The 15,020-nt window shown below is 27.6% G+C and carries 16 protein-coding genes; 1 reads left to right on the top strand and 15 read right to left on the bottom strand.

Features of this window, described 5'->3' with window-relative positions:
* Window positions 1-84 precede the first annotated feature (84 nt).
* Complete coding sequence (locus JWF52_RS04615) at window positions 85-429, top strand: LysR substrate-binding domain-containing protein (RefSeq protein ID WP_286184007.1); 345 nt, start codon at window positions 85-87, stop codon at window positions 427-429.
* Window positions 430-472: 43 nt separating this feature from the next.
* On the opposite strand, the gene pyrE is transcribed toward JWF52_RS04615, so the two are convergent.
* The 15 genes from pyrE to JWF52_RS04545 form a co-directional block, all read right to left on the bottom strand.
* Window positions 473-1,057 (bottom strand): orotate phosphoribosyltransferase, encoded by a 585-nt coding sequence (gene pyrE, locus JWF52_RS04610; RefSeq protein WP_208332173.1) that lies wholly within the window; start codon window positions 1,055-1,057, stop codon window positions 473-475.
* 42 nt (window positions 1,058-1,099) lie between these two features.
* Window positions 1,100-2,002 carry a dihydroorotate dehydrogenase gene (locus tag JWF52_RS04605; protein WP_208332172.1) on the bottom strand — a complete coding sequence of 301 codons (903 nt, stop codon included), beginning with the start codon at window positions 2,000-2,002 and terminating at the stop codon, window positions 1,100-1,102.
* A complete protein-coding gene (locus JWF52_RS04600) occupies window positions 1,995-2,687 on the bottom strand; it encodes a dihydroorotate dehydrogenase electron transfer subunit (protein ID WP_208332171.1) in 693 nt (230 codons plus the stop codon). Before JWF52_RS04600 ends, JWF52_RS04605 begins: the two co-directional genes overlap by 8 nt.
* Window positions 2,680-3,639 carry an aspartate carbamoyltransferase gene (pyrB, locus tag JWF52_RS04595; RefSeq protein WP_208332170.1) on the bottom strand — a complete coding sequence of 320 codons (960 nt, stop codon included), beginning with the start codon at window positions 3,637-3,639 and terminating at the stop codon, window positions 2,680-2,682. The genes JWF52_RS04600 and pyrB overlap by 8 nt, the downstream gene beginning before the upstream one ends.
* Before the next feature lie 159 nt (window positions 3,640-3,798).
* A complete protein-coding gene (locus JWF52_RS04590) occupies window positions 3,799-4,953 on the bottom strand; it encodes a C40 family peptidase (protein ID WP_208332169.1) in 1,155 nt (384 codons plus the stop codon).
* A 723-nt stretch (window positions 4,954-5,676) separates the two neighbouring features.
* On the bottom strand, window positions 5,677-7,722 hold the full coding sequence (locus JWF52_RS04585; protein ID WP_208332168.1) for an FtsX-like permease family protein: 2,046 nt from the start codon (window positions 7,720-7,722) through the stop codon (window positions 5,677-5,679).
* Window positions 7,712-8,356 carry an ABC transporter ATP-binding protein gene (locus JWF52_RS04580; protein WP_502711243.1) on the bottom strand — a complete coding sequence of 215 codons (645 nt, stop codon included), beginning with the start codon at window positions 8,354-8,356 and terminating at the stop codon, window positions 7,712-7,714. Before JWF52_RS04580 ends, JWF52_RS04585 begins: the two co-directional genes overlap by 11 nt.
* Before the next feature lie 416 nt (window positions 8,357-8,772).
* A complete protein-coding gene (locus tag JWF52_RS04575) occupies window positions 8,773-9,486 on the bottom strand; it encodes a LytR/AlgR family response regulator transcription factor (protein WP_208332167.1) in 714 nt (237 codons plus the stop codon).
* A 90-nt stretch (window positions 9,487-9,576) separates the two neighbouring features.
* Window positions 9,577-9,720 (bottom strand): cyclic lactone autoinducer peptide, encoded by a 144-nt coding sequence (locus JWF52_RS04570; RefSeq protein ID WP_208332166.1) that lies wholly within the window; start codon window positions 9,718-9,720, stop codon window positions 9,577-9,579.
* A 12-nt stretch (window positions 9,721-9,732) separates the two neighbouring features.
* A complete protein-coding gene (locus JWF52_RS04565) occupies window positions 9,733-10,305 on the bottom strand; it encodes an accessory gene regulator ArgB-like protein (RefSeq protein WP_208332165.1) in 573 nt (190 codons plus the stop codon).
* Window positions 10,306-10,413: 108 nt separating this feature from the next.
* Window positions 10,414-11,724, bottom strand: coding sequence for a sensor histidine kinase (locus JWF52_RS04560; protein WP_208332164.1), 1,311 nt, complete (start codon window positions 11,722-11,724; stop codon window positions 10,414-10,416).
* Window positions 11,718-12,251 (bottom strand): LytR/AlgR family response regulator transcription factor, encoded by a 534-nt coding sequence (locus JWF52_RS04555; RefSeq protein WP_286184005.1) that lies wholly within the window; start codon window positions 12,249-12,251, stop codon window positions 11,718-11,720. Before JWF52_RS04555 ends, JWF52_RS04560 begins: the two co-directional genes overlap by 7 nt.
* An 8-nt stretch (window positions 12,252-12,259) precedes the next feature.
* On the bottom strand, window positions 12,260-12,427 hold the full coding sequence (locus JWF52_RS19210) for a response regulator (protein ID WP_286184003.1): 168 nt from the start codon (window positions 12,425-12,427) through the stop codon (window positions 12,260-12,262).
* A gap of 354 nt (window positions 12,428-12,781) precedes the next feature.
* Window positions 12,782-14,068: a Glu/Leu/Phe/Val family dehydrogenase gene (locus JWF52_RS04550; RefSeq protein ID WP_208332163.1), complete on the bottom strand. Its 1,287-nt coding sequence runs from the start codon at window positions 14,066-14,068 to the stop codon at window positions 12,782-12,784.
* Between the two features lie 128 nt (window positions 14,069-14,196).
* A complete protein-coding gene (locus JWF52_RS04545) occupies window positions 14,197-15,006 on the bottom strand; it encodes an ATP-binding protein (protein ID WP_208332162.1) in 810 nt (269 codons plus the stop codon).
* Between the last annotated feature and the right edge of the window lie 14 nt (window positions 15,007-15,020).

The raw sequence follows: 15,020 nt of genomic DNA, 5'->3' as shown, positions 1-15,020 counted from the left end.
TGCAGAGATATTTATTAAGAGATAAGATGGTACTAGCATTCCCATATAACCCAAATTTAATTAAGAATGATTTTTTCTTTAGATATGTTGCAAGATAAAAAATGGATAGTACGTGAAGATGGATCTGGGTGTCGAGAATTTTTTAATATGTTTTTAGGAACTAACGAAATTGTACCTAAAGGTGTAATTGTTTTGGGAAGTAATTATGCTGTTAAAGAGGCTGTTAGAAATGGACTAGGAATTACTATTATGTCTAGGTTTGTAGCTGCTCCTGCTGTGAAAAATAAAGAACTTTCTATAATTGAATTAGATGATTCTTACACTCATAATTTCTCTTATATTTTGCCTAAAAATATTACTATATCTAAAGCTGCAGAGATATTTTTAGAAGAATTTAAACTGTATACTTCAGAACTAGACAAAGGATAAAATAAAAAAGACCTTAGAATATTCTAAGGTCTTATATATATCATTACATTCCTAATTCTTTGAATTCTCTACTTCCCGGCTTAACTAACTCAATATTATTTTCTTTACATAGAGGACATTCATCAGCATCATGAACTTGTATATCAAGCTTTATAGCACTATATATAGGCATACCTATATCATCATTAGTTCTATTTGCTATACAAGCAACACCTATAACTTCCCCTCCTAAAGCTTCTAAAGCTTTCTTTGTTTCTATTGTTGATTTACCAGTTGTAACAACATCTTCAGCTATTATTATTTTAGCTCCTGGCTTAACTTCAAATCCTCTTCTAAGTTCCATTACTCCGTCTTTTCTTTCAGTGAATACTGTTTCCTTATTTAATTGTCTTCCTAATTCATAAGAAACTATTACTCCACCCATTGCAGGTCCAACTACTAAATCTATATCTAAATTTTTTATTTGCTCTACTACTGTACTTAGCACTGCCTCCGCATATTGTGGAAATCTTAATACCTTAGCACATTGTATGTATCTGTTACTGTGTTTTCCTGAAGATAATAAAAAATGTCCTTCTAATAACGCATCGCTTTTCTTTAATATGTCAACTACATCTACTTTACTCATAATTAAGTCCTCCAAAATTTCATCCTTTTTGTTTTTAATAATTTATAATATTCCTCTTATTTCATCTAAACTTTCTATTCCTTCTTTTTCCATAAAAGCTTCTATTCCTTCTATTATCTCAAGTCCTATTTTAGGATTTATGAAATTAGCTGTTCCTACTTGTATACATGTAGCACCTGCCATTATAAATTCTATTGCATCCTCAGCAGTTGTTATACCGCCCATCCCCATTACTGGTATGCTTACATTTTTACAAACTTCATGAACCATTCTAAGAGCTATAGGCTTTATTGCTGGACCGGATAATCCTGCATATACATTTTCAAATACTGGCTTTCTTTTATTTATATCTATAGCCATCGCTTTGAAAGTATTTACTAAAGATATTCCATCAGCACCTTCTTCTTCACATACCTTAGCCATACCAACTATATCTTCAGCATTTGGTGATAACTTTACCACAAGAGGAAGAGTTGTAACTGCCCTTACTGCTCTTACAACCTCTCTTGCTACTTCATTTTTTATACCAAAAGCCATTCCTCCAGCTTTAACATTCGGGCAAGATATATTTAGTTCAATCATATCAATTGGCTGGTTATTTAGAAGCTTTACTCCCTCTATATAGTCTTCTAAAGTTCCACCGCCAACATTAGCTATTCTAACTGTATCTAACTCTTTGAAAAATTGTAGTTCATTATCTATAAATCCTTGAACACCCGGATTTTCAAGACCTACACTATTCATCATTCCAGATGGTGTTTCCCAAACTCTCATACCGTTGTTTCCGTCTCTTTTATTTAAAGTAAGTCCTTTACTACTTATTCCACCTAATTTTTGTATATCATAAATTCCATTATATTCTTTTCCAAATCCAAATGTACCCGATGCCATTATAAGTGGATTTTTAAAGTCTATATTTCCGAATTTTACCCCTAGATTAGCCATTAAATATCACGTCCTCTCCCCAAAATACAGGGCCATCTTTACATGTTTTCTTATTTCCGAACTTAGTTTTACAAGTACATACTAGACAAGCACCAACCCCACACGCCATATGATTTTCTAAAGAAACCATTATTTTTGTATTAGTACCTTCTACCATCTTAACTAATTTCTCCATCATAGGCGTTGGTCCACAAGTTAATATATAATCATATTTTTTTACATCTAGTATATCTGTTACAAAGGTATTTCCTGTAGCTATATTAACTTCATTACAAACTGATTTATACTCTTCTTCTAATATAGCTTCACTTCTAAATCCAAGATAAGCATCACAGTTTTCTATATTTTTAGCTACTAAGTATAATGGTGCTATTCCGATTCCACCACCTACTAAAGCTACTTTACCTTCTACCTTTTCATATCCGTTACCATAAGGTCCTTCTAACTTTATAGTTCCATTTTTCTTTAACTTACTTAGTATTTTAGTACCTTCACCAAATACCTTGTATAAGAAAGTTATTCCCTCTTCATCTATATCATGTATACTTATTGGTCTTGATAGCAGTGGATACATATCCCATGCTCTTAACATATAGAACTGCCCCATTTTGCCTTCAAATTTTCCTGCAACCTTCATTAGATACATGTCTTCGCCTATATATTTATTTTCAAGAACTTTATACATTAACACATTCCCTTTCTATCATTATATGTCTTTCAACACTTACCCCTAAAAGCTTCATTATTAAAGCCATTCTAACATACATTCCATATTTAGCTTGCTTGAAATATACTGCTCTTTTATCTGAATCTACATCCACATCTATTTCGTTTACCCTTGGTAATGGATGCATAACTAACATATCTTCTCTAGCATTTTTCATTTTTGATTTATTTAATATATAATAGTCTTTTAGTCTTTCATATTCATCTTCATTTTCAAATCTTTCTCTTTGAACTCTTGTCATATATAATACATCTACGCTTCCTATAACATCATCTAAGTTATTAGTTTCATAGTATGCATGACCTTTTATAGCCTCTTTTATATAACCAGGCATTTTTAATTCATCTGGAGATATGAATACAAACTTAACATTTTTATATCTAGCCATAGCTTTAACTAAAGAGTGAACTGTTCTTCCATTCTTTAAATCTCCACATAATCCTATTGTATGATTTTCTAAATTTCCTTTAAGTGATTTTATAGTAAGTAGATCTGTAAGTGTTTGAGTTGGATGTTGATTTCCTCCGTCTCCTGCATTTATAAAAGGTATTTCGCTATATTTTGCTGCTTGGGCTGCTGATCCTGCTACTGGGTGTCTCATAACTATTGCATCTGCGTAACATTCTACAGTTTTTATTGTATCTGCTAAAGATTCTCCCTTTGCAACAGATGATGAATTTGGTTCTGAAAAACCTATAATTCTACCACCTAATCTATTCATTGCAGCTTCAAAGCTTAATCTTGTTCTTGTTGATGGCTCATAGAATAATGTAGCCAATAGCTTACCTTCACATATATTTGAGTATTTTGACGGATTGTCAATTATATTTTGAGCTAGTGATAATATTTCGTCTATTTCTTGTATTGAAAAGTCTTCTGGTTGGATTAGATTTCTTCCTTGTAATAACATTATTTATCCTCCTTTTTCAGCCTCTCTGGACTAAATTTAAAAGTATTTTTTATTCTGATAGTAGCTTAACACCTTTTATCTGTAATGTCAATATATTCTATTTAAGAAAATTATATAAAAAAGTCGCTTATAAAATAAGCGACTTATAATATTTTTTTATTAGAAAACTCTCTTTGCTGTAACAAACTTAGATGTATAGTAAGAAGAGTTTATACTTGTAATATGCACACTTTGACCTGGTTTAGGTGAGTGTATCATATTTCCTCCACCTATATATATACCAACGTGACTTACATTTCCTGTTCCATTAGTAGTAAAGAATACTAAATCTCCTGGTTGTAAGTTTGATTTACTTACAGTCTTTCCATATCCTGCTTGAGCGCTTGATGATCTTGGTAAAGATATACCAGCTGCTTGCTTATAAACATATGAAGTAAGTCCTGAGCAATCAAAGCTATTAGGTCCTTCTGCTCCCCAAACATATGGAGATCCTATTTTAGCATGAGCTAAATTAACTACAGCTTGAGCTAATGAAGAATCAGATGCTGGCGGATTATAAGAACCATTATCTTGTGATGGTTTTTGAGCAGGTTTTTGAACCGGCTTTTGAGCTTGTCCACCATTATTGTTTGAATTTTGGTTCTTGTTTGAGCTTTGGTTTTTATTTGAACTTTGAGCATTATTATTTATTTTTTGAGTATCATTTGTTTTAGTATCATTTGTAGCTATATTATTATCAGTTGAAGCTTGAACATTTTCTTGAGTATCTTCTTCTTCTGTTTCTATAACAGGTGCTTCTTCAGAAACATATAAAGATCTTATATATCCTTCACTTTCACCTTTCTTTACTTTTACCCAGTTACCATTGTCTTCTAAAACTTTCATAGTACTTCCGACTTCTAACTCTTCTACTATTTCAGATTCAGTATTAGCTTCTTTTCTTAAATTAACTTTATTTGATGTAGTGTAACCGTGAGCTTCTTTTATATCTACGAATCTAGTTGCTATCCAACCTTCTCCATCTCCAACTTTAACCTTAACCCAGTCACCTTGAACTCCTACAACCTTGAATTCATCTCCTGTGTAAGCTACGTTTTGAACAGATCCCTGTTCTCTTATTTTAACAGCAACCCCATCTTTAACTATAGCTACCTTATATGTAACATCTTCATAATTAGGTAAGTCTATTACATTAGTTGTATTGTCTTCTTTATTTTCAACGTTGTTATTTTCTACTTCATCTGCATTTGCTATTGTATTCATTGATAACGCCATAACCGACGCAAACATTGGTACTAATATTTTTCTCTTCATGATATTTTTCCCTCCAAAAATTCACCATAAGTGTATATCTTACGTGTTATTTTTATAGGTGAAGTCTTATCTAGGATAAAATACTAATACACAAGATATTTTGTAACTTTTTTGTAATTTATTTTAATATGTTATGTAGTATTCTTATGTTAATAAGTAATATGTTTAAATTTATATCTTGTATAAAAATCTTTATTTAATTAACGAATTAATTATTTTATCCAATGTATCACCTAAATATACATTTCTATTATTAAATTATATCCTAAATCTGACTAAAAGTAAATATTTTTGTAGTTATGTAAATATTTGTCACATAAATTTTAAGTTTATGTGTTTTTTGCTGTTTAAAATTTCATAAATAATACCACAACTATGGGTGCTATTATAAATTCCAGTTATATATCTATAATTCGAAATATAACATATATTTGCGTTGACGAAGTTAATATAAAATAAATTATAAACCCCATAATCATAAAGCTATAGCTCCAAAATTATGGGGTTTATTTTGTACATTTTTAAAATTTACATTAACACGGAACTAGTTTATAGTATCATATTTTATTTCATATAGTATATCAATACCCTTTTATAATAAATCAACTTTATCTAACCTTTCCCACGGTAAATCTATATTTTCTTTACCAAAATGACCATATGCTAATTATATTTCACATTTGTCAGCAAGTTCCGCACCTAATATTTTAATTCATTTTTATCTTAAGCTAATTTGTATTCTATAGCCTTTTTGAATATTACTTTTCTCGCTAGAATAAACACTATAGTTTGCACTAGTATAAATAATAATCCAAATAATAGTGCATAATTTAAAGATATACTAGCTGTTAAACTTTGACCTATTATAGCAGTTTGTATCATTACACCTAAAGATATTCCAACTATGGTAGGTATCATAAATATAACTAGTAATTGCTTACTAATTATAGATTTAATAGCCTTTTTGTTAGCACCAAGTAATGAAATATTTTTATATGTTTTACTATCTTGCCATGATGTATTTAAAACTTTTATATATAATATCATCGCTGATGCAATAAGAGATAATAAAGCTATATATCCAAATAATAAAGGGTATACTATTTCTATAGACAATGCATCTGTAGTCATATATATTTTAGAGTTTATCTTATATGGCCAGTCTCTATAATCAGTAGGAGAAAGTTCATTAGCATTTACAAATTCTAAAGACATATCATTATATACCCTATCAAATGCTCCACCATAAATAAGTAATCCTTTTTCATTATTTGTTATTGACCAGCGCTCTAATTCTTTATAAAAATCATATGAGTTTTTCCAGTTATCAACATTAAATAATACATTTGTTTCAATGGCATCACTTGTGCTTTGAGATTTTAATTTTTCAAAATCTTTATCATCTAATATAAAACCGCTAGTACCGTGTTGGCCTAATGTTAATTGTTTAAATATATCTCCTTGCTTTTCTAACATATATTTTTTATCATTTCCAATACCTGAAAGCGCCATATTTTTATATCTTTTTACTTTAAACATACCTTTATCGCTAGATACAATATAATACATACCTGGTGTAACATCTATCTTTTCATCATATAGCTTATTATAATCACTTTCTTTTATACATAGCTCAGGATTTACATAAACTCCATATCTATCTATTTCTTCTTGAGAGAAATTTTTAACTGCTGTTAAAAATTCTACCTCATTATAATCATTTATTTTTATATTATTATTATTAGCTATTTCATATATTACATCTTTTTCAACCAGGTTATTTTGATTTTGTGATTTTAATATTGAAAAATCAAATGGGGCCAACGTTTCTGCTATTTCATTTTTTCCTAATACATTCACAAATGAAAAACACATTGCAAATATTGTTATTGCTATTAATGTTGTTACTGTAAATAATGTAGATGTATATTGTTTACCTTTTAATTTTAATAAATTATAAAACATTATATTTTTATAGTAATTTTTATTATTAACTCCATTTACAAAATCTCCCATTGTTGTAAAACTTGCACAAACTAGATATAGTCCTATGATAATCATAAGAAAGAATACAAATTTAGCATTAGGTACTGAGTCAAATAGCATACCTCTCATATTTGAAGTTGCACTAAAAATTCCTATAGGAATTATAATTAGTCCTATAAATCCTAATTTATAGTTTCCAGCTTTTAAATCTTCTATATCCTCAGAAATTTTTAATATTTTCATTATATCTATTTTTTGTACATATTTAGAAGTTTTTTTACTTATAAACATAATAGTTATAGCTGAGAATATAGCTCCACCTACAAATCCAAGCCATCCTATCTTATAGGTTATTTGCATACTCTCAGAAATACTTGTTATAAAAATCCATACTATATATGTAAAAGGTAGTGCTAATATCATACCTAAAACAGATGATATTGGAAGGACATATTTTAATTCTTTTAATAATATATCTTTTAAATTATTTCTATTTATACCAAGAGACATAAATATACCTATTTCTTGTGATTTATATTTCATAAATAAAGAATGAGAGTATAGTATGAACATTAAACATGCTATTGAGAATGCCCCATAAATCGTATATGCTATCATTTGTGTACTTCCACCATCTACTATTACATCTGTTACTGTTGGGCTAAATATTAGTAGACCATAAGATGTAAATAACATAGTTCCTAAGACAAGACAAAATACTAGTATTTTATAATTATTTAAGTTTGATCTTACTAGTTTTTTACATATATCATTAAGCTTCATATGCTACACCATTTATACTCTTCATAAATACTAAGATTTCATTTAAAAATTCTCTTGGAGTACCCTTTCTAACTAGCTCCTTGACAATTTCACCATCTTTTAAAGCTATAACTCTGTCGCTATAGCTAGCTGCAAATGCATCATGTGTTACCATAAATATAGTTGCATCTAAATTTGTTTTAGCATCTATAAATGCTTCTATAATTGATATACTTGACTTTGAATCTAGGTTTCCAGTAGGTTCATCTGCTAGTAATACTAATGGTTTATTTGATAATGCTCTAGCCACGGCTGTTCTTTGTTTCTGTCCTCCTGATATCTCTGTTGGATATTTATTTTTAATATCTGAAATTCTAAATGACTCTAGCAATGTATCTGTTCTTTGTTGCATTTGTTCAATAGTTTTATTTGCTATTATTTGTGGTAGATAAATGTTTTCTAAAACTGTAAGTCCATTTATAAGCATAAAATCTTGAAATACAAATCCTAATTTATTTTGTCTTACATTTGCTAGATCGTCTTCATTTAGATTTAATATATTTTGGTTATCAAGCAATATCTCACCAGCATTTGCCTTTATAAATCCTGATATGCAGTTTAATAATGTAGTTTTTCCACTTCCTGATGGCCCCATAACTGAAACAAATTCACCTTTTTCAACATTTAAGGATACATTGTTTAAAGCTATATATTCCCCTCCTTTTGAGGAATATTTTTTTTTAATTTTTTGGTTTGCAACATGTGTACTCTCCTTTTATATTTTTATACTTTCACAAATTTTTTAATTAATATCCTAATTTTGAATATAGTTTAAATCAAATATTTGTCTGAACTTAGATATATTTAAAGTGTATTGTTTGAAATATTATATTTCAATAAATTAGTATGTATTGCATATATAGGGTATATTAGGTAATAAAGTTTTATTTTATATGATAAGACATTACCTCATTTAAATAACATTTAGATATTTATCTATAAAAAATTTTAAATTTATTGTAGCTATTAAATTTTTCTAAAAAAATAAAGAATCCCGTAATAATGGATTCTTTATTTATAAAGCATTTCACCTAATACAAATGCAAGCTTTGATTGTAACTCTTTATACTTAGATCTACTAACTGGTACTTCATGATCTTTAATTATAATAGTATTAGCTTTAATTTCATTTATAGCTTTTAAATTAACTAAATAACTATTATGACACCTAAAAAAGTTATAATTTAAAAGCTGCTTTTCCAATTTCTTTAAACTTATTTCAATCTGATACTCATTGTCTAATGTATATATAGTTACTATTTTTCTTATTACTTCTATATATAAAATTTCATTTATAGGTAAAACTAAAGTGTTTTTATTTGATTTTATCGATATCATATTGTTTTTACTTAAAATTTCAGATACACAATCTTTCAAATACTCACTTAGTAAATCATATTTTACAGGCTTTACTATATATCTAAATGCTTTTACTTCATATGCTTCATATACATAATCTTGCATAGAAGTTGTAAATATTATCTCTGTTTTTATATTTATATCTCTTATTTTCCTAGCTATATCCATTCCACTCTCATTTACTAAACATATATCTAAAAATAATATATCTACTTTTTTATCTATATTATCAAAAAATTCCTTACCAGAAGAGTAAATTGATAAATCATATTCTATATCTTCTTTTTGTAATATAGAATGAATATATTCACTTAATGTATCTTTATAAAATTTTTCATCTTCACAAATTGATATTGATAATGACATAATAACCCCCTGTTCTTTGTTGATTTATTATATAAAAAAGTAGGTATAAGCTATTGTCAAACTTAAATTCCCACTTTTTAATATAAAATATTATATTTTTTTATATTTTTTTATTCCTTGTGGTACTTTGGGCTGATGCACAGCAAAGTTTGAAGTAGTATTTGCAGATAAAAGTACAACTCCTAGTACTAAAATTCCCATATTTTTCAATATCATTGAGTATAATTTTTTCATTTCTATTTCCTCCTAATTTTTATATTTACCTAAAATTAACATTATAAATATTAAATATATAGCTGATGCAATATAAAATCCATATTCATATGTATTATTGTTTGTTAATAATAAGGTGATTAATATTGTATAAAAAATTACTAAACGTTTAACAATTTGCTTATATTTCTCTTTTTCCTTTGTACTTAATGGATTATTTCTATGCTCTTGAGGCGATAGTTTCGCTATTCCTATTGCACATAAAAGTACTATTGAAATTACTACTATGTTTGGAATTTTATGCATAAATATATTTAATGTACACACATTTATTAAATAAAGGCTTATAAATGTCATAAAACATTCCCTATAACTATCGGCATGATATCCTCCTGAAAATTGTCTTATTGGACAATAACATAACATAAATAATAGAGTATGAATAAATTTATCAAATATATTTCCTAAACATAATACAGTTATAAAATATAAAGTAGAGGCTATTAATGTTTCAAATCCATATTGATATACATCTCTTTCATCCTCTTTAATCTCATTATTGTAAATTAAAAAAGATGTTATATTTTGTGCACTTAACTTAACCATTTGAAATCACTCCCTTTTGGTATCTTATGCTTAAAATATAACATCTTTCTTTTTTCATCTCTATAATATATACACCAATGGTATTTATACAAACGTCAATGGTAAATTTTATATTATAGGTATATATATATTTATAATAAACTTATCTTCTGTATGCTCAATAGCAACTGTTCCATTATATTTTTCTACTGAATTTTTAATACTACTTATTCCTAAACCATGTACAAACTTGTCTTTTTTATCTGTAAATATTTTATTTGAACTTTCTAAAATATTGTTAACTTTAGAGTTTTCACATCTTATAACAAAAAATTTGTTTATAGTATTACAAACAATATTTATATTTCTATTGTTTGTATCTTCAATTTTAATATTTGCCTCTATTGCATTGTCTAAAATATTTGAGAATATACTACATATATCCATCATATCCATGAAATCTGAGTTCATAAATTTTATATCTGTATAAAAAGATATATTTTCTTTCCTACACACATCTCTTTTTTCACTAAGTATAATATCTACTATCATATTTCCAGCCGTATCTATAGATCCCCATTCATCTAATTCTTTTCTTAGGCTACTTACATAATCTTTAGATGATTTACCTTTGTCGTTCATATTTTCTATGCATACTAAGTGGTTATTCATATCATGATATAACTTCCTAATTTTTAGTTGTGCCTTTTGAAGCTCTAGATAATGCTTATATTGAGATTCTATTTTTTGCCTTATTATTTTATTTTCATTCTCTAATGTAGATTCTTTCATAACCTTTCCTATAATAAATATTAATGAAAAATTCGAAATTAATATTAATCCCATACATATTACTAATATTAGTCCTTTAAACTCTGCACTTTCTATAACTTCAAACAGTAGTGCTAATATAACCAATATACTTAAAATATTAGTTACAATAGGTAAAATTATTAGTAAGATTTCTTTTACTTTTAATGTTGGTTTTATATTAATACTTTTTATAGCGGGTACTACCAATACTAATAAAATTTTTGCCATCAACATTACTTCTAATCTACACCTGTTGTTTCCAAGTATTTCACTTACATCGTTTGTTTTATATATTAATGATATAATACTTATACTAAGACCATCTAATGCCACTAAAAACAACCAAAATACTGAACATACTATTAATACCTTATATAGCTTTTCATCAAAGTTATACAAGTACACCATAATACTAAAAAATATTCCTATACATAGCTTAATATTCATATCAAGATTAATAATTGTTAGTAGGGATATTATTATTACCCACATAGATATCATTAAATTTAGTTTTATTTTATTACTTTTAAGCTTACTAATTTCACTTATTATTATTTTAAATATTACACACTCAAAAATAGTAGATAATATAGTTATAAAACTCCAAAATAATTGTGACTCTAACATAATGTTCCACCCAAACTACAGGCTAATACCTGTTTAAATTTATTTATTCTATGCCTGCTTACTGGTACTTCTTCACCATTTACAATTGCTATATTAGCGTTTATATATTGTACATATTTCATATTTACTAAATAGCTTCTATGACATCTAAAAAAGTTATATTTATTCAACTCTTTTTCAGCACTGTTTATACTCATTTTTAATGTATATGTATCATCTATTGTATGTATTGTAATATCTCTTTGAAATACCTCTATATATGTTATATTATCTACAGGTATTTTATATATTTTTCCCTTGTCATTAACTATTAAATAATTCTCCCTCTTTGATATGATTTCATTTATACATGATAATAAGTGCTTTCTTAAATCCTCATCCTTAAATGGCTTTATTAAATATCTATATGCCCTAACTTCATATCCATCTTGTAAATAACTTAATACTCCTGTTGTAAAGATTATTTCTGGATAACTTTCAATCTCTCTTATTCTTCTTGCTACATCCATACCTGTTATTTTGTCCATCTCTATATCTAAAAAAAGATATCAACCTTCTCTGGATAGTTTTCGACTAATTCTTCTCCCCTAGTAAATTCTAAAATCTCTACTTCTTTGTTAATTTCTAAAAAAATTTTACTTATAAAGTTTGATAAATATTCTCTAAAAAAAGAATTATCTTCACAAATAACTATCTTAAACACCCTTTATTTCCCCCTCTAAAAAATAACCCCTCTTATCTTTAGCATTTTAATACTAAAGATAAGAGGGGTTTTGATGTATATATGTATGTTATTATGATAGTATTGATGTAAAAAATATATACTAATATTGTTCTCTTATAAATAGTATAAATATAAAAACTAGGAGTAAGCTACCAAACTTATCAAACTCCTAGTTTTTAATATTCTAGTTATATATATATTTTAACATACTATTACATATTATTCCATATTAGTATATATAGCCAAGTCTTCCTTATCTATTTAATTTACTTTATACCACATATATTTGATTTTATTAACTTCATTTCAATAATAATATAATTTTTATTTATATTACTCCTCTGCTAATACTAATTCAGGTTGAGGAGTTTCAGTGTACCATCCTCTCATCTTCATAGCATCTGCAATTCTCTTTATAGACATCATATATGCGGCTGTTCTCATATCTACTTCATATTCTTTTGCTAGATTCCATATTTCTTCAAATGCTTTTTTCATTAAGACACTTTGCTTACCTTGAACCTCTTCAAATGTCCAGTTATATCTATTTAAATTTTGAACCCACTCAAAATAAGATACTGTAACTCCTCCACTATTAGCTAATATATCTGGTACTACAGTTATTCCATTTTTAAAGAATACTTCATCTGCTTCTGGAGTTGTAGGTCCATTTGCACCTTCACTTATTATCTTAGCTTTTATATCTTCTGCATTTTTAGAAGTTAATTGATTCTCTAGGGCACAAGGCATTAATATATCAACATCCATAGTAAGTATATTTGCATCAGTAGGTTTTGCACCTTTAAATCCTTTTATTCCTCTATGAATTTTATTATATGCCATTAATGATTTCATATCTATACCATTTTCATTATATATAGTTCCTGTATGGTCTCCTACTGCAACTACTTTTGCACCAGCTTCTTCTATGTATACTCCTGCAAAACTTCCAACATTTCCGAAACCTTGAAGTGCTACTGTTACGTTATTTAAATTTATATCTAATTTTTTAGCAGCTTCCATAGCCATTATAGCAACACCATATCCTGTTGCTTCTGTTCTAGCTAAAGAGCCATAAAAATCTACTGGCTTACCTGTAAATACTCCTGGTTGGAAGTTTCCTGTAACTTGAGCATATTCATCCACCATCCAAGACATTATTTGTCCATTTGTGTTAACATCTGGAGCTGGTATATCTTCTTTTTCACCTATGATTGGAGCTATAGCTTTTGCAAATCCTCTAGATATTCTTTCTAATTCAGCTTCTGAATAGTCTCTTGGGTCTATAGCCATTCCACCTTTTCCACCGCCATAAGGTATCCCTACTACAGAACACTTAAATGTCATCCAAGTTGATAAAGCTTTTACCTCATCCATACATACAGCTGGATGGAATCTCAGACCACCTTTAAATGGTCCACATGCATTATTGTGCTGAGATCTATATCCTGTGAAAGATTTAGTAGTTCCATCATCCATTTTAACCGGGAATGATACTTCCATAACTCTCATCGGATTTTTTAAAATTTCATAAACTGCTGGGTCTGCTCCTAATTTGTCACATGCGTTTTTCACCTGTAATCTCGCAATTTCAAAAACGTTTAATGTTTTTTCAGCCATTTTAAGCCCCCCTAAAAATACTATATACTCTCCTAAGAAAACTTTTTCCCAAGGTTACAACATGATTGTAGCACAGTTCATTTTAGTTTTGTAATATTTAAATTGTTTATTTTTTAACGCCTCAATATTTAAATTTTCTTTAATTTATTAATATAAATATCTACTTTTTTAGTGTTAATAGAAGTAATTTTTTCTACATTTTCTTTTATACTTTTTTGTAATTTATAACTATCCTTTATAGCAGCTAAATCGTTTATATTAATACTTATATAAACGTTTATACCATTTCTTAAATTATTTATATTTACTTTATTTATTTTTTCTATTTTATCAAATTTATTTATTTCATTAATTATAATTTGTTCTATAACAACAGGGCTTATAAAGAATTTCCCCCTATAACTAAATGTTGGCCTTATTATAGTTTTTTCTATTATCTCTTCGACTTTACTGTTTCTTTTAAAGAATTTTTTCTTTAGAGAGTTTATGCTAAGACCACTTGCTATTGGTTTTATTTCCATAGTTGGAACTGGTATTATATGTTTCCCTTTTCTTCTATATTCTCTTGCTAATTCGATTTCTTTATCTGTACTTATATCCTTTATATTTATATATTTATTTATTGATTCAAGTTCTAGCCTATCAGCAATCTGATTTACCATTTTATTTGAAGTCCCGAGTATTAATATATTGTTTACTTTCTCCTCTTTTATTTTTTCTTTTACAGATTGCCTATGGTCATTATTATTAAATACAGCTCTTCTTACAGCTTCCATTACTGTTTTTGCTTGCTTCGCTGATACTCCTGCTATTATCTTGTTTTTATGTATAAGTAATCCATCATCTATTATATAATCAATTTCATTTTCAAATGCTAATTCTAAAGCTTTGTAACTTTTTCCTGTTCCACTTGAGCCTACTAATGCATATACTCTCATAATTTTATCCTTCC

The organism is Clostridium sp. CCUG 7971 (genome assembly GCF_017590215.1).
Taxonomy (GTDB): domain Bacteria; phylum Bacillota; class Clostridia; order Peptostreptococcales; family Peptostreptococcaceae; genus Faecalimicrobium.
This window is presented reverse-complemented; position numbering and strand designations above follow the sequence as displayed.

Coding starts and splice junctions, on each gene's coding strand:
- JWF52_RS04585 (WP_208332168.1), bottom strand. CDS start 7,722: ATGAAGCTTAATGATATATGTAAAAAACTAGTAAGATCAAACTTAAAT.
- JWF52_RS04570 (WP_208332166.1), bottom strand. CDS start 9,720: ATGAAAAAATTATACTCAATGATATTGAAAAATATGGGAATTTTAGTA.
- JWF52_RS04605 (WP_208332172.1), bottom strand. CDS start 2,002: ATGGCTAATCTAGGGGTAAAATTCGGAAATATAGACTTTAAAAATCCA.
- JWF52_RS04545 (WP_208332162.1), bottom strand. CDS start 15,006: ATGAGAGTATATGCATTAGTAGGCTCAAGTGGAACAGGAAAAAGTTAC.
- JWF52_RS04600 (WP_208332171.1), bottom strand. CDS start 2,687: ATGTATAAAGTTCTTGAAAATAAATATATAGGCGAAGACATGTATCTA.
- JWF52_RS04575 (WP_208332167.1), bottom strand. CDS start 9,486: ATGTCATTATCAATATCAATTTGTGAAGATGAAAAATTTTATAAAGAT.
- JWF52_RS04565 (WP_208332165.1), bottom strand. CDS start 10,305: ATGGTTAAGTTAAGTGCACAAAATATAACATCTTTTTTAATTTACAAT.
- JWF52_RS04615 (WP_286184007.1), top strand. CDS start 85: ATGTTGCAAGATAAAAAATGGATAGTACGTGAAGATGGATCTGGGTGT.
- pyrB (WP_208332170.1), bottom strand. CDS start 3,639: ATGTTATTACAAGGAAGAAATCTAATCCAACCAGAAGACTTTTCAATA.
- JWF52_RS04590 (WP_208332169.1), bottom strand. CDS start 4,953: ATGAAGAGAAAAATATTAGTACCAATGTTTGCGTCGGTTATGGCGTTA.
- JWF52_RS04580 (WP_502711243.1), bottom strand. CDS start 8,356: ATGGGGCCATCAGGAAGTGGAAAAACTACATTATTAAACTGCATATCA.
- JWF52_RS04560 (WP_208332164.1), bottom strand. CDS start 11,724: ATGTTAGAGTCACAATTATTTTGGAGTTTTATAACTATATTATCTACT.
- JWF52_RS04550 (WP_208332163.1), bottom strand. CDS start 14,068: ATGGCTGAAAAAACATTAAACGTTTTTGAAATTGCGAGATTACAGGTG.
- pyrE (WP_208332173.1), bottom strand. CDS start 1,057: ATGAGTAAAGTAGATGTAGTTGACATATTAAAGAAAAGCGATGCGTTA.
- JWF52_RS04555 (WP_286184005.1), bottom strand. CDS start 12,251: ATGGACAAAATAACAGGTATGGATGTAGCAAGAAGAATAAGAGAGATT.